Consider the following 18,926-nt stretch of genomic DNA (forward strand, 5'->3'; position numbering starts at 1 on the left):
ATTACTTGCCTTTGCTTAAGGCTTCAACCACTTTGCCACTGATGTCAGCATTTGGCTTAACATAAATGACAGCACCGCGCTGTAAAACTAAATCGTATTTTTCTTTTTCAGCGATAGTGTTAATGGCTTTTTGAACCTTAACTAACAGTTTGTTTTGCTCTTCACCTTGGCGACGACGTAAGTCTTCATCCAACGCTTTACCTTTTAGCTGATATTCAGATTTTAACGCTTCCATTTTACGAACCAGCTCAGTTTTTTGCGTGTCATTCATTAACGCGCCGTCACGTTGCTGCTTCTCCATCAGAGAGCGCATTTCTTCTTGCATTTTCTGAACTTCAGCCATGCGATCACCAAACTCTGATTTTAGAGATTGGGAGATTTGCTCACGTTGAGGTAACTGCTCAAACACAGCGCCCATATCAACAACAGCAATATTTTCTGCCTGCGCCGCTAAAGGTGCACCTAATAAAGCCAACGTCACCAGGGCACGGTTTACCATCTTGTTCAAAATAGACTCCTTGTTACCTTTGTTATATTCAGCAAAACCTGCCGAGTGTATGCCTTTTAAAAAGTTTTGCCAATATTGAACGAGAAGATCTCTGTTTGATCGCCTTCGTATTCTTTAATCGGCCATGCCAAGCTGAATACCATTGGTCCCATAGGAGACAGCCACTGTAAGCTTAGACCCCAAGAGGCTCTGATACGACCTGGATCACTGTAGTCCTGCAGCTTATCAAACTCTTCCGCTGGCAGCGTTTGATACTTAGCGAAATCGAACTCAGTATCCCATACGTTACCCGCATCGACGAAGAAGCTGGTACGAACAGAGTTAGTGTAGGCCTCATCCAAGAATGGTGTTGGTACAATCAGCTCCATACTGGCGGTTGCAATCGCGTTACCACCGATTGAACGACCAGAACTGACCTGAATACTGTTTGGATCGCCCGGTAAGCTACAACCGTCACCCGATGGATCCGGCGCACAAGGCTCACTACCACGGAAGAGATAGAATGAACGAGGACCGACCGAGTTAGACTTAAAGCCGCGTAGTGAGGTACTACCGCCCGAGTAATAGTTTTCCCAGAATGGCAGGATTTGGTCATTATCATTAAATTGACCGTAACCGTTGCCATAACCTAAACGACCACGCGCTAACAGCACAAAACTGTGGCTGCGAGTGATAGGGAAATAATAGTTAGTGTCGAAGTCCGTCTTAAAGTACTGCAGATCCGAGCCAGGTACAGTCATCTTACCGCTTAAACGCTGTGACGAACCGTCCGTTGGGAAGGTGCCACGGTTTAAGGTGCTGCGGTACCAGCCTAAGCTGAGCTCGAAGTTGTCGAAGCTTAAATCGGCATTAGGATCATCGTCACGGTAGATATTGTAGAAACGCAGTGCCTGTTCGTAGGCAGAGATTTCTGAAATCGTGTTATGACGATAGCCAATACCACCGTTGATACGGTTGTATTCGTTAATTGGGAAGCCTGAGTTTAATGCCACACCGTAGGAGCTGTTTTTATAGCGTTCAAGGTTAGCCTCGTTCGCATCAAACTCGTTCCAGTAAACGCTGCCGCCTAAGCTCACACCATCTTTGGTCCAATAAGGATCGGTGTAAGATAAGTTAACGTTCTTAGAATACTTGTTAGTGCTTAAACTCACGCCCGCTTGGTTACCCGTACCGAGGAAGTTATTTTGCTGCACACCAAACTGCAGACTTAAGCCCGATTCAGTACCATAACCCACACCGGCGTTAAATGAGCCCGATGGTTGCTCTTTAACCTTAACAGCCACATCGACTAAATCGTCGGTACCCGGCACTTGAATGGTTTCAGTGTCGACGGTCTCGAAGAAGCCTAAACGGTTTAGACGGGCTTTTGATTGCTCAACCTGCGCCGAGTTTAACCAAGCACCTTCCATCTGACGCAGCTCGCGGCGCATCACTTCGTCTTTAGTCACTGTGTTACCGGTGAAGTTAACCGAACGGACATACACACGTTTACCCGGTTTGATATTGATGTTTAAGGTCACTTCCTTGGTCTTATCATCAATTTCAGGGTAGGTTTTCACTTCAGGATACGCATAACCAAAACGACCTAAGTATTTGCTGTACATCTCTTCGGTGAAGGTCACATCACCGCCGTTGTACATATCGCCCGCCTTAATTGGCAGAATCGATTTCATTAACTCTTCACGGCCCATTAAGTCGCCAGTGAGGTTAACGTCTTTAACCTTGTACTTCTCACCTTCGTTGACGTTGATGGTGATATACAAACCTTTACGGTCAGGCGTCATCGCCACTTGAGTCGAGGTGACTTCAAAGCGAATATAACCCTTGTTGTGGTAATAGGTTTTAATGGTTTCAAGGTCAGCTTGCAGCTTTTGCTTCTGGTAGCGACGCTCACCGAACAGATCCCACCAGGCCACGTAGTCTTTAAGCTCTAACATGCCGATAAGCTCAGCATCGGTGAACTCTTTGTTACCAACCACGTTAATTTGGCGAATTTCAGCCGCTAAACCTTCGGTGAACTTGAATTTGAGTTCGACACGGTTACGGGGCAAGTTAATCACCTGCGCTTCGACTTTCGCACCGTATTTACCCACACCGTAGTAGAAGTCTTGTAATCCCTTCTCGATGCCCGTCAGCATAGTACGGTCTAAGGACTCTCCGACTTTCACGCCTGAGCCGTCCAGACTTTCCTGTAACTGCTCATCTTTAATGTCTTTGTTGCCTTCAAAGGTCACGGCGCTGATCGTTGGTCGCTCAGTGACTTTGACAATCAACACCCCGCCATCATGACTAACTGAGATGTTCTCAAAGTTAGTCGATGCATACAGGCTTTTAATGGCTTGTTGAATTTTTAACTGGTCAACAGTGTCACCCACTTTCACTGGTAAGCTTAACAAGGCAGCACCCAGTGCGACTCGCTGCAAACCTTCAACTTGGATGTCGGTCACTTCAAAGGGTTGGAACGTATCCGCCAACACAGTCCCTGAAAACGACGCACCGACGAATAACATCGAGGCAAAAAGTTTATTCAATCTCATAGAGCACTTCTAATTATTAGTCTGTCCTTGCTCAGAGTCGGGCAAAGTCATTGAAGAGCGCGATGCTCATCAACATCAGCAGCAATGCTGCCCCAAATCTGAATCCTATTTCCTGTACCTTTTCAGACACAGGTTTACCAGTGATTACCTCAACGAAGTAATACAGCAGGTGTCCCCCATCGAGCACAGGCAATGGCAGCAGGTTAATGATGCCTAAATTGACACTGATAAGCGCGAGGAAACCGAGAAAGTAAACCAAGCCATAGTTTGCACTATTGCCCGCACCCTGTGCGATTGAGATAGGTCCACTTAAGTTTTTCACTGACACATCGCCAGTAAATAATTTGCCAATCATCTTAAAGCTCACAGCAACAAGTTGCCATGTTTTATCGGCTGCGATAGCAAAAGATTCGATTGGGCCATATTCAAGTTGCAGGCGCATATTCTCAGGCCACTGTGCCTGAGCGGGGCTCACCCCAAGTACACCAACCTCTTTGCCATCACTATTTTTAACACTTGCAGGTGTCACTGAGATGGCAAACTGCTCGCCATTACGGCGCACAGTTAACTCCACTGGCACATTGGCAGAATGTTGAATAATGTCAACAAAAGCTTGCCAATCGGTGTAATTTTGGCCATTGATGGCAACCAAGGTATCACCGACTTTCAATTCACTCTTAGCCGCCGCACTGCCTTCACTGATGAGCGCAATTTGTGGCTCAATCGCAGGGCGATACACGCCCAGCCCCAGCGCCGTAATCGGCGACTCTTTTTCTGGGTCGAAACGCCACTCGCGGGTATCAAGGGTGTAGGTGCGAGCCGTAGTGTCTAAACCCTGCAAGCCATTTAGCGGCGCGAGGGAGACGGTTAAGCTGTCATCGCCAATATGGCCCACAAGCGCTAAATTCACTTCTTCCCAATTGCGTACTGGCTGGCCTGAAATCGCCGTCACTTGCATCGGCTCACTCACTTGGATTTGCGCCGCTGCCGTGCCAGGTGTGGTTGAGGTAATCACAGGCTTAAGCGATGGCACGCCAATTAAGTACATAAAATACAGCGCGATAATCGCAAAGATAAAGTTTGCAATCGGCCCTGCGGCCACAATCGCAATCCGTTGCCATACCGTTTTACGGTTAAAGGCTTGGTCCTTTAACTCATCGGGTACGTCTTCTACTCGCTCATCGAGCATTTTGACATAGCCGCCTAACGGGATCATGGCGATGACGTATTCAGTGCCATCTTGACCCACTTTGCGCCAAATCGCCTTACCAAAACCAATAGAGAAACGTTCAACCTTCACGCCACAGCGGCGTGCAACATAGAAATGGCCGTATTCGTGGGCGGTAATAAGCAGCCCAAGCGCAACGATAAAAGAACCTAAGTTCCACAAAAAATCTAACATTCCACTCCTTATGTCATCGTCAAATCCGCTTATCCCTCATCAAATGGGGATTAAGCAAATTTCGCTAACTGTTCGCGGGCATAAATCCGCGTTTGTGCATCGAGGGCGATAATATCATCGATGCTGGTCATCGCCCGTTTAGGCACAGAAGATAAACAGGCTTCATTCACCTTGGCGATATGTGTAAAACCAATCTGCCCCTGTAAAAATGCCTCAACGGCGATTTCATTAGCGGCATTGAGTACCGTAGTCGCTTCTTGACCTTGGGCACACGCGGCGATCGCTAACGCCAAACAGGGGAAGCGGTTAAAGTCTGGCTCACAAAAGCTTAACTGTCCGACTTTGAAAAAATCCAAAGGTTCAACGCCAGAGCGAATTCTTTGTGGATAGGACATACAATGTGCAATCGGTGTACGCATATCCGGGTTACCCATTTGCGCGATCACGCTGCCATCCCGGTATTGCACCATCGAATGGATAACGCTCTGCGGATGGATAACCACCTTTAATTGGTCTTTCTGAGTATTAAACAACCAACGCGCTTCAATAAACTCCAAGCCCTTATTCATCATAGTGGCGGAGTCGACTGAAATTTTCGGGCCCATCGACCAGTTTGGATGTTTACAGGCCTGTGCAGGCGTCATCGACGCAAGACTGGCAAGCTCAGTGGTCAAAAATGGGCCGCCAGAGCCTGTCAATAAAATATGGGAAATACCCGATGCGGCTAAGTCACAGCGGCCTAAATTGGCCTGCACCTCTTCGGGTAAGCATTGAAAAATAGCATTGTGCTCACTATCGACCGGCAACAGTGTGGCGCCCGATGCTTTCGTGGCCTCAATAAAGAGTTCACCTGACATCACCAAGGCTTCTTTATTGGCAAGCAATACCCGCTTACCCGCCTTGACGGCAGCTAAGGTGGGCACTAGCCCCGCCGCGCCGACGATAGCGGCCATCACAGTATCCACTTCGGTGGCTGTGACTAAGGCGATGAGTTCATCCTCACCGCTGCTCACTTGGATATTAAGCTCAGGGGGAAGCTTAGCTTGTAGCGCTAATGCGGCCTGACTATCGACCATATGGGCGACTTGGGGGCGATGGGTCAAACACAGGGCGAGCATCTTATCGACACTCGCATTCGCCACTAAAGCGTAAACACGATAGGCATCGGGATTAGCCGAAATCACACTTAAAGTGCTGGCACCAATCGACCCAGTTGCGCCCAAAATCACCATATTTTGCATAGCGTTACATCCAAAATGCAATGTAGATTAAGGTAAACACCGGCAGGGCCGCAGTGAGGCTGTCGATGCGATCGAGCACGCCACCATGCCCAGGCAGAATCGTGCCCGAGTCTTTGATGCAGGCGGCACGCTTAAACATACTCTCGGATAAATCGCCAAGCGCCGAAATCAGCGCCACGAAAATAGTGACCGCGACCACTAAACCTAATTCCTGCTCAGGCGAAATATACATCACGCCAGCGACAACAATCAGTGTCGTCATCAGGCCACCCAATAAACCCTCTAGAGTTTTAGCAGGGCTCACCGCAGGCATCAGCTTAGTCTTGCCGACGGCTTTACCGACAAAATACGCGCCCGAATCCGCCGCCCAAACAATCAGCATCACCAGTAATACCAATGATGCGCCATAGTAAGGTGATATTTGCGAACTAATGGATTTGAGTGCAATCAGCGCCACGAAACAAGGCACTAGAGTGAGTTGTCCAAACATGGACTTTAGCATCGGGTTCTTTTGCCAGAGTTTGGCGCTCTTAGGGTAAGTCACCACCAACAGCAGCGACACTATCCACCACAGCGCACCGATGGCCATCACGGCAAGATAGATAGGATGAATTTGTCCCCTAAGCCAAATGGTGTCGGCGGGAACAATTAAATTCAACGCGATAAGTAAAATACCGACGGTGCAAGTAAAACTCCATTGAGTGACATCACATTGACTATCGATGATCCTGCCCCACTCCTTAGCGGCGATCAGAAACACGGCCACTAAGGCCCAAGCAAAGTACTCTACGGGGAGTAAAAAGATCGCTCCCAAAACTAATGGAATTAACCAAATTGCTGTTATTATACGTTGTTTTAGCAAAAAAAATCCCTCATGACGTTTTACAATGCGCGCATCTCATCAATTTGACTTCCGGTCAAACCAAAACGGCGCTGGCGACTGGCAAAAGTAGCAATCGCTTCATGAAAAGCCTGTTCATCGAAATCAGGCCAAAGGGTGTCCATAAACACCAATTCAGCATAGGCAGCCTGCCAGAGCACAAAATTGCTGATCCGGTAATCCCCACCCGTACGGATCATTAAATCAACTTCACTCTGATTTTGCATGCACAAATGTTCACTCAAGGCTTCTTCGGTGAACTGACTGCTGGTCATTTCGCCATTTTCCACCTTTTCAGCTAACTTTTGCGCAGCTTGTAGTATGTCCCAACGGCCACCGTAATTGGCCGCTACATTCAATATCAATCCACTGTTGCCTGCGGTTTTTTCTTCTGCGGCACGAATTTGTTTTTGTAAACGCGCAGAAAAACGGCTGATATCGCCGATGATATTCAATCTGACTTGGTTCTTATCGAGTAACTTAATTTCCCGTTGTAACACGGTAAAAAACAATTCCATCAGCAAGCTGACTTCTTTATCGGGTCTACGCCAATTCTCGCTGGAAAACGCAAATAGCGTCAGCGATTGTATCCCTAACTGACTGGCCGCACTCACCGCACGTCTCACCGCCTTTACGCCGGCTTTATGCCCCATCACTCGTGGTTTGCCCTGGGTTTGGGCCCAACGTCCATTACCATCCATAATAATCGCAACATGTTTAGGCAATGACTGTTTAACGAGTTCGGGTAATACCTCCGGTAAGCTTGTCTGAGCACAAGCATCCTGCTCAGTCGACCTAGATTGCGGATCAAATTCCACTGTGGATGACATCTATTACAACCCTTTAAAATAGACAAACGCCGTGTAGTATACCCCTACACGGCGTAGCAACTCTAGCTTATAGCGCCTGAGATTAGACTTCCATCAACTCAATTTCTTTGGCCGCTAAAATCTCATCGACCTTCTTAATGTGAGCATCGGTGAACTTTTGCACTTCGTCTTCAAAGCGGCGAACATCATCTTCAGTACATTCTTTGGCTTTTTCGAGCTTCTTCACTTCAGAAATCGCGTCACGGCGTACGTTACGAATCGCCACACGGCCACCTTCGGCTTCTGCACGAACCACTTTGATGAAGTCTTTACGACGTTCTTCAGTCAGTGCGGGTAATGGAATACGTAAGGTTGCACCCGCTGACATTGGGTTTAAGCCAAGGTCTGAGCTCATAATTGCTTTCTCAACCGCTTGGATTGCACTACGGTCGAACACAGTCACAGACAGGGTGCGCGCATCTTCAATACCCACGTTAGCCACTTGGTTCAGCGGGGTCATAGTGCCGTAGTAAGACACTTGGATAGAGTCCAGTAAGCTTGGGTGTGCACGACCAGTACGTACTTTCGCCATTTGGTTCTTAGTCGCTTCAACGCATTTACCCATGCGCTCTTGAGCATCTTTTTTAATATCTGCAATCACGTTAAATGTCCTTCTTGGTCATTAAATAACTTATTTCGCTTTGATCAATGTGCCTTCTTCTTCACCCATGACCACGCGGCGCAGGGCTCCTGGCTTGTTCATGTTGAATACTAGGATTGGCATGTCATGATCACGCGCCATCGTAAAGGCTGCTAAGTCCATTACTTTTAATTCTTTGTCCAGTACTTCAGTGTACGATAATTCATCGTACTTCACTGCTTCTGGATTTTTCATCGGGTCGTCAGAATAAACGCCGTCAACTTTAGTGCCTTTTAGCACGACTTCTGCTTCGATTTCAATGCCGCGTAAGCAAGCCGCAGAATCGGTAGTGCAGAATGGGTTACCAGTACCCGCAGCAAAAATCACTACACGGCCTGATTTTAATAAGCTGATAGCCTCAGCCCAATTGTAGTCGTCACACACCCCTTTTAACGGGATTGCCGACATCAGACGAGCATTAACATAGGCACGGTGCAGGGCATCACGCATGGCCAAGCCGTTCATAACCGTTGCCAGCATACCCATGTGATCGCCCACCACACGGTTCATGCCAGCTTTTGCTAAGCCTTCACCGCGAAATAGATTACCACCACCAATGACCACACCCACCTGAATGCCTAACTCTACCAGCTCTTTCACTTCTTGAGCCATGCGATCTAACACTTTAGGGTCGATGCCGAAGCCTTCGTCGCCCATCAGTGCCTCGCCACTTAATTTTAGAAGAATGCGTCTAAATGCAGGTTTTGGATTGGTGCTCATAATTTTTATATCCTGGTCATAACAAGACCGCAGCCATTGCTGCGGTCTTGGGGGTATTTAGCGTTGGCGATTAAGCCTTTTTAGAAGCGGCGATTTGAGCAGCAACTTCAGCTGCGAAATCTTCTTCTTTCTTCTCAATACCTTCACCCACTTCTAAACGAATGAAGTTAGTGACTTTAGCGCCTTTCTCTTTCAAGAATTCGCCAACAGTTTTCTTTGGTTCCATGATGTAAGCTTGACCAGTCAGAGAGATCTCACCGGTGAACTTCTTCATACGACCAACAACCATTTTCTCTGCGATTTCAGCAGGCTTGCCTTCATTCATAGAGATTTCGATTTGCAGAGCTTGTTCACGAGCGACTACGTCAGCTGGAACGTCTTCTGGATTTACGTATTCTGGCTTAGAAGCAGCAACGTGCATTGCTAGGTGCTTCAGAGTTTCCTCATCCGCTTCACCAGTAACTACAACACCAATACGCTCACCGTGACGGTAAGAAGCTAATTGAGTGCCGTCGATGTACTCAACGCGACGAACGTTGATGTTTTCACCGATTTTAGCAACCAGAGCAACACGGGCTTCTTCGAATTGGGCTTTTAAGTCTTCTAAAGACACTTTAGACGCTGCAGCAACGTCTAAAACAGCGTTAGCAAAACCTAAGAAGTTCGCATCTTTAGCAACGAAGTCAGTTTGGCAGTTTACTTCTAACAGTACTGCGAAACCTTCACCGTTTTTGATCAGGATAGTACCGTCAGCAGCGATGTTACCTGCTTTCTTAGCAGCTTTAGCAGCACCAGACTTACGCATGTTGTCAATTGCTAACTCCATGTCGCCGTTGGTTTCTTCTAACGCTTTTTTACAATCCATCATGCCTGCGCCAGTACGCTCGCGCAGTTCTTTAACTTGGGCAGCAGAAATTGCCATTGTTAAATCCTCTCTAAAAATTCGACTAATTTGCAGATATAAAACAGGGGCCGAATGGCCCCTGTTAACCAATCAAAATCTTGGTTAATAAGGGTGATGAAACTCATCCCGCCTTATTATTATTCGGCTTCTACGAAACCGTCTTGCTCAGCTTGAACAGCTAAATCTTGACCACGGCCAGCGTTAGCAGCTGCAGCAACAGAAGTAGTGTACAGGCGAATAGCGCGCATTGCGTCGTCGTTACCAGGAACGATGTAGTTAACACCGTCTGGAGCAGAGTTAGTATCAACAACTGCAACAACAGGGATACCCAGGTTGTTAGCTTCTTTAATAGCGATATGCTCGTGGTCAGCGCCGATAACGAATAATACGTCTGGCAGGCCGCCCATGTTCTTAATACCGCCTAAAGATTTTTCCAGCTTTTCAAGCTCACGAGTACGCATCAGCGCTTCTTTCTTGGTCAGCTTGTCGAAAGTACCGTCTACTGATTGGCTTTCCAGTTCTTTCAGACGCTTGATTGACTGACGAACGGTTTTCCAGTTAGTCAGCATACCGCCTAACCAGCGGTGATCAACGTAGTACTGATCGCAAGAAATAGCAGCTTCTTTGATCGCTTCGCCAGCAGCACGTTTAGTACCAACGAATAATACTTTACCTTTCTTTGAAGCAACGTTGCTGATGAAAGCCAGTGCTTCATTGAACATTGGCACAGTATGCTCTAGGTTGATGATGTGAACGCCGTTGCGAGCACCGAAAATGAATGGCTTCATTTTTGGGTTCCAGTAACGGGTTTGGTGACCGAAGTGGACACCGGCCTGGAGCATATCGCGCATTGAAACTGTAGTCATTTCTATTACCTTAAAATTTAGGGGGTTAGACCTCCACGTATCCCATGTCTTCGACCCCGCAGTTAACAGCTGAGGGCACCCCGAAGAATGTGTCGACACGTGTGTGATTTAGTATTTAGATAAATTGCCATGTATAATGGCCGCCATCTTTAGTCTTGCCTTGGGTTAAGATAAGCAAAAGCTAACCTTAAACAACCTGCAAGACTTAAACATAACGGCGCGCTTTATACCATAAATAGCCCTAAAGCACAAATTTTTGCATCGGGTGGATGGCGCCAATAGACATCGAAGACACAAGAGAAAACGCAATGAGTATAGTCATTAAGACAGCAGAAGAAATCGAGAAAATGCGCGCAGCGGGTAAGCTGGCCGCACAAGTATTAGAAATGATCGCCCCCTATGTTAAGGCCGGCGTGAGCACTAATGAACTCAACGATATCTGCGCCAAATATACCGAAGAGCAAGGCGCGATTTCTGCCCCGCTCAACTACCATGGTTTTCCTAAGTCGATTTGTACTTCGCTAAACAACGTGATTTGCCATGGTATTCCAAGTGACCGCGTTCTCAAGGATGGTGATATTCTCAATATCGATATCACAGTCATTAAAGACGGTTACCACGGCGATACCTCTAAAATGTTCTTAATCGGTGAAGTCAGCCCTAAGGACAAACGCCTGTGCCGTATCGCGCAAGAGAGTTTATACCTCGCCATTCGTAAGGTTCGCCCGGGGTTAAAACTGGGAGAAATCGGCAATACTATCGAAAAATTCATCAAAGCCAGCAAAACAGGTCTTGAGAAATATTCCATCGTGCAAGATTATTGTGGTCACGGTATTGGTGCCGGTTTCCATGAAGAGCCGCAAGTCATGCACTACCGTAATGGCGATAACACCATTTTACGCCCAGGCATGTGTTTTACCATTGAGCCGATGATCAACGCCGGTCGCCACACCACAGTGTTAGACCGTGACGATAAGTGGACTGTCACCACCTCCGATGGTAAAAACTCTGCCCAATGGGAACATACATTATTAGTGACCGAAACCGGTGTAGAAGTCCTGACTCTGCGTGATGAGGAAGACTTCCCGCGTATCATTAATCACTAAGCGACATACTTAGTACGTTAGGACTCAGAGGATTACTGAACACCTAACTCATCCAAACAAGGGACTCGATGAATACAGCTCTGCTAGCTAAACAATCATTAATCGAACAGAATCAAACGCTTTTAGCAAGATTCAAGGCCAAAACCCCGATTGAAGAGCTAGTGACGCAGCGCTGTCAGTTCGTCGATTCCCTCGTCAAACAGGCCTGGCAACAGCACGGTCTGGACCAATATCCCATCGCCCTGATCGCCGTTGGCGGCTATGGTCGCGGCGAGTTACATCCACACTCGGATGTCGATTTGTTATTCCTGTTCGAAGGTGAGTTATCAAAGGCGGCCGAAACCGCGCTCAGCGAGTTTATCGCCTTTTTATGGGACGCCAGCCTTGAGATTGGCCACAGTGTTCGCACCCTCAGCGATACTCTAAATCTGGGTCGAGAAGACATTACCATCGCCACTAATCTGCTTGAAGCAAGGTTGCTCTCTGGCCCAGAAACCCTGTTCGATCAACTCTATGACGCCATCCGCCAGAGCGACTTTTGGACGTCCAGCCAGTTCTTTATCGCCAAACGTGATGAACAAACGGCCCGCCATGCCAAGGCGAGCGCCTTTGATCTTGAGCCAAACATCAAAAGTTGCCCCGGCGGCCTGAGGGACATTCAAACCATCGCCTGGGTTGCCATGCGTCACTTTGGTGCCTCACGCCTAGAAGAACTGGTTCAATACGAATTTTTAGAACCCGCCGAATTGGAAGAGCTGCTCGAGTGTCAGCATTTTCTGTGGAAGCTGCGCTTTGCCCTGCACATGGCAGTCGGGCGCGATGAAAATCGCCTGCTGTTCGATGTCCAACGCCAAGTGGCCGAGCTAATGGGCTATGAAGATGCCACTCAACTTGCCGTTGAGCAGATGATGAAACGCTACTATCGCACGGTGCGCCGAGTGATGGAGCTGAACGAAATGCTGCTGCAACTGTTTAAGCGGGCGACACTTGGCCAAACCAAGGCCTTAGAAATTCAAGCGATTGACAATAACTATCAACGCCGCGGTGCGTTTATAGAGGCCCTAAGGGACGATTTATTCGATAGCGGCGAAGAAATTGTACGCCTCTTTGTCCATGTCGCTAAAAACTCCAATATTAAAGGCATTTATGCGCCAACACTGAGATCGCTAAGACGCGCACGCCGGGCGCAGCTGCAACCCTTGCAGGAAAATCCGCAGTGCCGCCAAGCCTTTATGGAAATCTTAAAGCATCCTCGTGGCATCTCGGCCTTATCGCTAATGCATAAACACGGGGTGCTGTCGGCCTATTTGCCCGCATGGCGCAATATCGAAGGCCAAATGCAGTTTGACCTGTTCCATGCCTATACTGTGGATGAACACACCCACAGATTGCTGCTCAATATCGAGCGCTTCTCACAGCCGGAGCAGAAGGAAGAGTTTCCTTTAGGCTCGGTGCTGATCAATCAGTTACCGAAAAAAGGTTTGTTGGTACTCGGCGCAATTTTCCATGATATCGCGAAGGGACGCGGCGGCGATCATAGCAAGCTTGGCTCAAGTGATGCCCTCGCCTTCTGTAAGCTCCACGGCTTGAACGACCACGATGGCCGCTTAGTCGCTTGGCTGGTCGAAAATCACTTAGTGATGTCGGTAACCGCTCAGCGCCGCGATATTTCCGATCCCGATGTGGTGGCCGACTTTGCCAGCAAGGTGCGCGATGCGGTGCATTTAAGTTATTTATATTGCTTAACCGTCGCCGATATCTGCGCCACCAACGAGAAGACCTGGAACAACTGGAAAGGCTCACTGCTACGCGACTTATATTTTTCCACCCAAAGGGTACTGGCGCGGGGGAAAGAAAAACCCGTCGATATCCGCGCGCGGGTGCGGGAATATCAAGCCAAGGCCAAGAAAGAGTTGCTGCGCCGTGGCGTAAAAGAAAAAGAGTTAGACACTCTCTGGCAACGCTTTAAGGCAGACTACTTTTTGCGCCACCAGCCGAATCAGGTTGCTTGGCATGCCGAAGCCATCCTTAAGCATAAACAGTTGGACGAGCCGCTAGTGCTGGTGTCTAAACACACGACGCGCGGCGGCACCGAACTCTTTGTCTACTGTCAGGATAGACCTAAGCTGTTTGCCACTGTGATGGCGGTGCTCGATAATAAAAACATCAACGTCCACGACGCTAACATTATGACATCGAAGGATAATTACGCCCTCGACACCTTCGTTATCCTCGAGCAAGACGGCGCCCCCGTGAGTCAACTCTCGCGTATTCAGAGTATCCGTAAAGCCCTTGAAAAGGCGCTCGCGAGCGATAACCCTAAGCTGCCGCGCTTTAGAAAGCTGTCACGCAAGATGAAACCTTTTAATGTTCCCACTCAGGTGAGTTTCCTTGAGAGTAACCGTCATGGTACAAGTATGATGGAACTCATCGCCTTGGATACGCCGGGATTATTAGCTAAAGTGGGCGATATTTTTTATCGCTGCAACACCACCTTGCTGGCCGCCAAGATCACCACTATTGGTGAGCGAGCAGAAGACTTTTTTATTTTGCAAACCAATGATGGCTTGCAACTCAATGAAACCCAAGAGAATACGCTCAAGGAAGCCTTGATTAGCGCGCTGAGCGCCATCAACACAGAGTCAACCAATTAACCAAAACGGGAGAAGTAAATGGAGGCTTTACGCCAACGTATTGAGGCCGCATTTGAAGCGCGTGCCGACATCACACCAAGCACTGTTGACGCAAGCGTGCGTAACGATGTGCAAAATGTCATCAATATGCTCGATAAAGGTGAACTGCGCGTCGCCGAGAAAATCGATGGCCAATGGCATGTACATCAATGGTTGAAGAAGGCGGTATTACTGTCATTCCGTATTTTCGATAACGCCGTTATCGATGGTGCCGAAACCAAATATTTCGATAAAGTACCGTTAAAGTTCGCCGAGTATGACGAAGCCCGCTTTAAAGCCGAAGCCATCCGTGTGGTGCCATCGGCAACTGTACGTAAAGGTTCATTCATCGGTAAAAACACCGTATTAATGCCATCTTATGTAAACCTTGGTGCTTACGTTGACGAAGGCACTATGGTTGACACTTGGGCAACCGTTGGCTCATGTGCGCAAATCGGTAAGAACGTTCACTTATCTGGCGGTGTTGGCATCGGTGGCGTACTCGAGCCGCTGCAAGCAGGCCCTACCATTATCGAAGACAACTGCTTTATCGGCGCACGCTCAGAAATCGTTGAAGGCGTAGTGGTTGAAGAAGGCTCAGTGATTTCAATGGGCGTTTATATCGGCCAAAGCACCCGTATTTATGACCGTGAAACAGGCGAAATCCACTACGGCCGTGTACCAGCTGGCTCAGTCGTGGTATCGGGTAACCTGCCATCGGCTTGCGGTAAATACAGCCTATACGCTGCCATCATTGTGAAAAAAGTGGATGCGAAAACCCGCGGCAAAGTGGGTATCAACGAACTGTTACGTATCGTCGATTAAGCGAAATTCGCGCTGTACACAATGCAAAAGTGCCAAGCTAGTGCTTGGCATTTTTTATGATAAACATTCGCCCTATGGGCTGAAAGACACATCAAGTTACACAGAGAAACACTCTGTTCCCAACCCCACATTTAGATACACTTCTGTGGCCAAATCCCTCTGCAAGGCCCGCAAAAACAGACTTTACTCAAAGTGTCTACTCACCCGACAAGGAGCTAAAGATGAAATCAACATTAGTAAAATTGGGCGGAGCTGCCCTGCTCTGCACCATAGGAATGGGCTCAAACGCTTTTGCCGCCATGGACCCTCAGTTAGAAAATACCTTAGTGGCGGTTTGTAAGGCTGGAGCCAGTAATAACCTGATCTCGTTTGGCAACACAATGAAGGAATATCGCATCAACCAAGGCCGAATATTCCCCCGCTTAGTCTGTAACGGCGAAAGCTTCCATCAGTTCGCCCTTAGCCAAGGCGCCGACAAAACCGCTAAACGCATAGGCCGCTATGTACAAGGTACCGTGACGATTAAAGATATTGCACAAAATCCAGTGGATGAGGTTTATGCCGTTAATTTTTAACTCAATATTATTACCAATATTAGGGCGTCTAACTGACGCCTTTTTATTGCCATAAGTACTTAGTATTAAGCATGTTAAATTAAACGCTCAACCTCTTGGCGCTCCTTGTTGGCCATAGCAATGGTTCGCCAGCCAATAATCCCTATCGCATGCTGCGCTTTATTCACCACGACCAAAAACTCAGTATCCATTTGATTCAGCAGCTGCAATGCATCTTCTGAAGTGGCGACATCGCTAATCAAAGGCACCGAGTGCTCCATAATTTGATGGGCTTTTTTACGCAGGAATGCCCTGTCGTGTTCCCGCTCAGCTGCCGTACCAATCAGAGGGCTAAGCCAATAATCGAGTAAACGCTGAGTGATCACACCGATAATTTTATGATGCTCATCGAGCACCACGGCCACTTTGGCATGGGCCGCGGTTAATAAGCGTTTAATATCGGCAAGTTCATGATCTAGGGTCACAGACACCACAGGATCCAATACCGCTGAGCCAATATGGTCACTAATACTCAGTTCATGATTGATTAAAATCTCGAGGCAGGTATCGACGATTTCAGGGTCGAATAAAGTGCCTCTGCCCGCCTTTAAAACCTCGGTCATTTTAGCGAGTCCCAAGGAGGGACGATAAGGACGGTGAGATAGGATTGAGTCGGCCACATCGGCAACGGCAATGATCTTAGCCTCATAAAGAATCGCTTTGTCCTTCAAGCCTAAGGGGTAACCCGAGCCATCGAGTCGCTCATGATGCTGCAAAATCATCTGCTTAATCGGCCACGGAAACTCCACATCCTCAACAATCTCTGCCCCATGCAACGGATGGGTTTGGATTAATGCGTACTCTTCTTTGGATAATTTGGAGGGCTTAGTCAAAATCTGCGACGGTATTGCAAGCTTACCAATATCGTGCACCAGCGCACCGATTTTAAGCCCTTCTAAACGCTGCGGCTCAAGTCCGAGTTTCTCACCAATCAAATAGCTTAATTGTGCCACCGACTTTTGGTGCCCCGCGGTATAGGCATCCTTAAGTTCTAACGCCTCAGAAATCGCGCTGATAAGCTGAGTTAAAGATTGGGATAACTGCTCTTTTTGCGCCTTGATGATTTTGGACTGGCGAGACACCGCCCTTAAACTTCGTGGAAGTTCAATCGAGTGCCACAAAATACTGGCAAAGGTCAGTAAGGAGCGAGCATCGTTACGGCTATAGGGCTCATCGCGTCCCACCACACACACTATCCCTACTAAGCGATTATGGAAAATCATAGGCACAGCGAGATAGCGCTCGCCCAGCAGTAAGCGGTCAAACAGGAGATTATCGGAGCGATTGCTCTCTAACTTATTCTGAATAATGGGTTTGTAGTCTTTAACGCATTCTTGCCATAGCTGGCTTTCAAGCTCAGAGGCTTGGGTGTTTTCCTCCACAAACTCGGCTTGGTTAACCTTAGGCGCGGGATAGTCCGAACGGGCCGCTAAGGTGAGTGACTTGGATTTATCATTATGCAGCAGGATAAAACCATACTGACTGTCCATCAACGCAATTGCCTTGGCGACCGCCACTTTAAACACCTCTTCCTGCGGCGATTGGATCACATCGTCAATATGTTGTAGCCAAGCATCACTCGCTTGGATAGCCCGACGATAATCGGAATGCAGGCCCTCAATCGGCAATTCTTCATAGTTAATATCGGCAAGGATAAGCTGCCATCCCTGCTCAGGAATGGCATATAGGGCAAAATGCACTCGCCTGCCCTGATTATCCCTCAGCACCAGCCCGATGTAGTTATCGGTACGTTGAAGAATATCGCCGCAAAGTTTGGCATTAAATTCATCGAATAACTGGCAGATGGGTTGATTGATGATTTGCGCTGCCGAACGTTGGCACCTTTCGTAAAATGCCCGGCTCATGCACTGCACTCGAAACTGGCGGTCAAGCCGTGCCCAAGAAAGAGGTAAATCCTCAGGCAGGTCTTTAATTCCAATAATGAGACTACGGCTCATAGACATCAAACACCCCTTCCATGAGTGATACACTTTGAATGGCATACATTTCAAAGTGCCATGTGACTAGATGATCATGCCTTAAATATTGCAATTAAACATACTGATAGCAAGCGCAGGGCCTTGGCTTAATCCTAAAGTCTTAACAGACAAGCAGTTAAAGCCTACTTGCCTGTCACTTTTAACTGACGTTAAAACACTATGGTTTTATTGCCGTAAACCACCACTTGCTCATTTAGAACTAGTTGTAACGCTTTACTGAGGACGCTTTTTTCAACATCGCGCCCCGCTTTGGCCATTTCGAGTGCGCTGTAACTGTGATCGACGGGGATCACATCCTGTTTAATGATCGGCCCTTCATCGAGGCAATTATTCACAAAATGCGCAGTCGCCCCGATGATCTTTACCCCTCGCTCCCAGGCTTGGCGATAGGGTGCGGCACCGATAAAGGCTGGTAAGAACGAATGATGGATATTGATGATACGGTTTGGATATTCGGCGACAAAATCCGGCGTCAGCACCCGCATATACTTGGCGAGCACCAGATAATCGGGCGCATATTGCGACACGGCGGCCAGTAACGCCTGCTCATGCTGAATTCTGTCGAGCCCTTCGTGACTCACGAGGTGAAAAGGAATATCAAATTTTTCAACCAATTCCCTTAACACATCATGGTTGCCCACCACGGCTGCTATCTCAACATTCAAGCCGCCATAGTAGGCCTTCATCAGCAAATCGCCCAAACAATGGGCCTCTTTGGTGACTAACACGACGATGCGCTTCTTGCCCGCGCTGACCAAGGTCATATGATTTTGCGCGGGTAACACCTCCCGCAGATCCTGCAGCAATTGCTCGCTATTAAAGTGCCCTTCGAGCTCAGTACGCATAAAAAATCGCCCCTGAGCATTATCCACAAACTCACTGTTTTTAATGATGTTAAGCTGATGATTGAAGCAAACACTGGTGATTTTGGCGATAAGCCCTTGGGCATCGGCGCAATCTGTCATCAGGATTTTACGTGCTAAGGCGGGTTGCGCGTTCGATACTACTTCATGCTGTGACTGCAAAATCTGATCTCCTCTATGGTCCCTCATTCGAGTGTGCCATAGCCAATCCACTCATACAGCATGAAAAGCTTATTTTTTGTGATAAAAAGTGAATTTATTGTGAGTTAACTTTATTAA

The 18,926-nt window shown here is 47.9% G+C and carries 16 protein-coding genes; 4 read left to right on the forward strand and 12 right to left on the reverse strand.

All coding sequences use genetic code 11. The features are described from left to right. Position 1: 1 nt before the first annotated feature. The 10 genes from K0H59_RS14165 to rpsB form a co-directional block, all read right to left on the reverse strand. Positions 2-499: an OmpH family outer membrane protein gene (locus K0H59_RS14165; protein WP_011623384.1), complete on the reverse strand. Its 498-nt coding sequence runs from the start codon at positions 497-499 to the stop codon at positions 2-4. 65 nt (positions 500-564) lie between these two features. Continuing rightward, on the reverse strand, positions 565-3,045 hold the full coding sequence (bamA, locus tag K0H59_RS14170; RefSeq protein WP_220053485.1) for an outer membrane protein assembly factor BamA: 2,481 nt from the start codon (positions 3,043-3,045) through the stop codon (positions 565-567). 31 nt (positions 3,046-3,076) lie between these two features. Continuing rightward, a complete protein-coding gene (gene rseP, locus K0H59_RS14175; RefSeq protein ID WP_220053486.1) occupies positions 3,077-4,447 on the reverse strand; it encodes a sigma E protease regulator RseP in 1,371 nt (456 codons plus the stop codon). A 50-nt stretch (positions 4,448-4,497) separates the two neighbouring features. After that, positions 4,498-5,688, reverse strand: coding sequence for a 1-deoxy-D-xylulose-5-phosphate reductoisomerase (gene ispC, locus K0H59_RS14180; RefSeq protein ID WP_220053487.1), 1,191 nt, complete (start codon positions 5,686-5,688; stop codon positions 4,498-4,500). Positions 5,689-5,692: 4 nt separating this feature from the next. Next, a complete protein-coding gene (locus K0H59_RS14185; protein ID WP_220053488.1) occupies positions 5,693-6,550 on the reverse strand; it encodes a phosphatidate cytidylyltransferase in 858 nt (285 codons plus the stop codon). Between the two features lie 20 nt (positions 6,551-6,570). Beyond that, on the reverse strand, positions 6,571-7,398 hold the full coding sequence (gene uppS, locus K0H59_RS14190) for a polyprenyl diphosphate synthase (protein ID WP_011623389.1): 828 nt from the start codon (positions 7,396-7,398) through the stop codon (positions 6,571-6,573). A gap of 82 nt (positions 7,399-7,480) precedes the next feature. Next, positions 7,481-8,038 carry a ribosome recycling factor gene (gene frr, locus K0H59_RS14195; protein ID WP_011717689.1) on the reverse strand — a complete coding sequence of 186 codons (558 nt, stop codon included), beginning with the start codon at positions 8,036-8,038 and terminating at the stop codon, positions 7,481-7,483. Positions 8,039-8,068: 30 nt separating this feature from the next. Continuing rightward, on the reverse strand, positions 8,069-8,797 hold the full coding sequence (pyrH, locus tag K0H59_RS14200) for a UMP kinase (protein ID WP_011717690.1): 729 nt from the start codon (positions 8,795-8,797) through the stop codon (positions 8,069-8,071). Between the two features lie 70 nt (positions 8,798-8,867). After that, a complete protein-coding gene (gene tsf / locus K0H59_RS14205; protein ID WP_011623392.1) occupies positions 8,868-9,719 on the reverse strand; it encodes a translation elongation factor Ts in 852 nt (283 codons plus the stop codon). A 119-nt stretch (positions 9,720-9,838) separates the two neighbouring features. After that, positions 9,839-10,567, reverse strand: coding sequence for a 30S ribosomal protein S2 (gene rpsB / locus K0H59_RS14210; protein ID WP_011071784.1), 729 nt, complete (start codon positions 10,565-10,567; stop codon positions 9,839-9,841). A gap of 308 nt (positions 10,568-10,875) precedes the next feature. On the opposite strand from rpsB, the gene map reads away from it, so the two are divergent. The 4 genes from map (at position 10,876) to K0H59_RS14230 (ending at position 15,745) form a co-directional block, all read left to right on the forward strand. Beyond that, positions 10,876-11,673 carry a type I methionyl aminopeptidase gene (map, locus tag K0H59_RS14215; RefSeq protein ID WP_041408815.1) on the forward strand — a complete coding sequence of 266 codons (798 nt, stop codon included), beginning with the start codon at positions 10,876-10,878 and terminating at the stop codon, positions 11,671-11,673. A 68-nt stretch (positions 11,674-11,741) separates the two neighbouring features. Continuing rightward, entirely contained in the window at positions 11,742-14,327 is a 2,586-nt protein-coding gene (gene glnD / locus K0H59_RS14220; RefSeq protein WP_220053489.1) for a bifunctional uridylyltransferase/uridylyl-removing protein GlnD, read from the forward strand. 18 nt (positions 14,328-14,345) lie between these two features. Further along, entirely contained in the window at positions 14,346-15,170 is an 825-nt protein-coding gene (gene dapD / locus K0H59_RS14225; RefSeq protein ID WP_011623395.1) for a 2,3,4,5-tetrahydropyridine-2,6-dicarboxylate N-succinyltransferase, read from the forward strand. Positions 15,171-15,391: 221 nt separating this feature from the next. Then, entirely contained in the window at positions 15,392-15,745 is a 354-nt protein-coding gene (locus K0H59_RS14230; RefSeq protein WP_220053490.1) for a DUF3718 domain-containing protein, read from the forward strand. 74 nt (positions 15,746-15,819) lie between these two features. Here the strand turns inward: K0H59_RS14230 and K0H59_RS14235 are convergent, their stop codons facing one another. Both K0H59_RS14235 and purU read right to left on the reverse strand, forming a co-directional pair. After that, entirely contained in the window at positions 15,820-17,748 is a 1,929-nt protein-coding gene (locus tag K0H59_RS14235) for an HD domain-containing phosphohydrolase (RefSeq protein ID WP_220053491.1), read from the reverse strand. Positions 17,749-17,933: 185 nt separating this feature from the next. After that, positions 17,934-18,749 (reverse strand): formyltetrahydrofolate deformylase, encoded by an 816-nt coding sequence (purU, locus tag K0H59_RS14240; protein ID WP_023267379.1) that lies wholly within the window; start codon positions 18,747-18,749, stop codon positions 17,934-17,936. Between the last annotated feature and the right edge of the window lie 177 nt (positions 18,750-18,926).

The organism is Shewanella sp. FJAT-51649 (genome assembly GCF_019457435.1).
Classification (GTDB): domain Bacteria; phylum Pseudomonadota; class Gammaproteobacteria; order Enterobacterales; family Shewanellaceae; genus Shewanella; species Shewanella mangrovisoli.

What these genes read in the sequence shown, in the direction of transcription:
- K0H59_RS14165 (WP_011623384.1), bottom strand. Translation starts at nt 499, where the DNA reads ATGGTAAACCGTGCCCTGGTGACGTTGGCTTTATTAGGTGCACCTTTA.
- bamA (WP_220053485.1), bottom strand. Translation starts at nt 3,045, where the DNA reads ATGAGATTGAATAAACTTTTTGCCTCGATGTTATTCGTCGGTGCGTCG.
- rseP (WP_220053486.1), bottom strand. Translation starts at nt 4,447, where the DNA reads ATGTTAGATTTTTTGTGGAACTTAGGTTCTTTTATCGTTGCGCTTGGG.
- ispC (WP_220053487.1), bottom strand. Translation starts at nt 5,688, where the DNA reads ATGCAAAATATGGTGATTTTGGGCGCAACTGGGTCGATTGGTGCCAGC.
- uppS (WP_011623389.1), bottom strand. Translation starts at nt 7,398, where the DNA reads ATGTCATCCACAGTGGAATTTGATCCGCAATCTAGGTCGACTGAGCAG.
- pyrH (WP_011717690.1), bottom strand. Translation starts at nt 8,797, where the DNA reads ATGAGCACCAATCCAAAACCTGCATTTAGACGCATTCTTCTAAAATTA.
- tsf (WP_011623392.1), bottom strand. Translation starts at nt 9,719, where the DNA reads ATGGCAATTTCTGCTGCCCAAGTTAAAGAACTGCGCGAGCGTACTGGC.
- rpsB (WP_011071784.1), bottom strand. Translation starts at nt 10,567, where the DNA reads ATGACTACAGTTTCAATGCGCGATATGCTCCAGGCCGGTGTCCACTTC.
- map (WP_041408815.1), top strand. Translation starts at nt 10,876, where the DNA reads ATGAGTATAGTCATTAAGACAGCAGAAGAAATCGAGAAAATGCGCGCA.
- glnD (WP_220053489.1), top strand. Translation starts at nt 11,742, where the DNA reads ATGAATACAGCTCTGCTAGCTAAACAATCATTAATCGAACAGAATCAA.
- dapD (WP_011623395.1), top strand. Translation starts at nt 14,346, where the DNA reads ATGGAGGCTTTACGCCAACGTATTGAGGCCGCATTTGAAGCGCGTGCC.
- K0H59_RS14230 (WP_220053490.1), top strand. Translation starts at nt 15,392, where the DNA reads ATGAAATCAACATTAGTAAAATTGGGCGGAGCTGCCCTGCTCTGCACC.
- K0H59_RS14235 (WP_220053491.1), bottom strand. Translation starts at nt 17,748, where the DNA reads ATGTCTATGAGCCGTAGTCTCATTATTGGAATTAAAGACCTGCCTGAG.
- purU (WP_023267379.1), bottom strand. Translation starts at nt 18,749, where the DNA reads ATGACAGATTGCGCCGATGCCCAAGGGCTTATCGCCAAAATCACCAGT.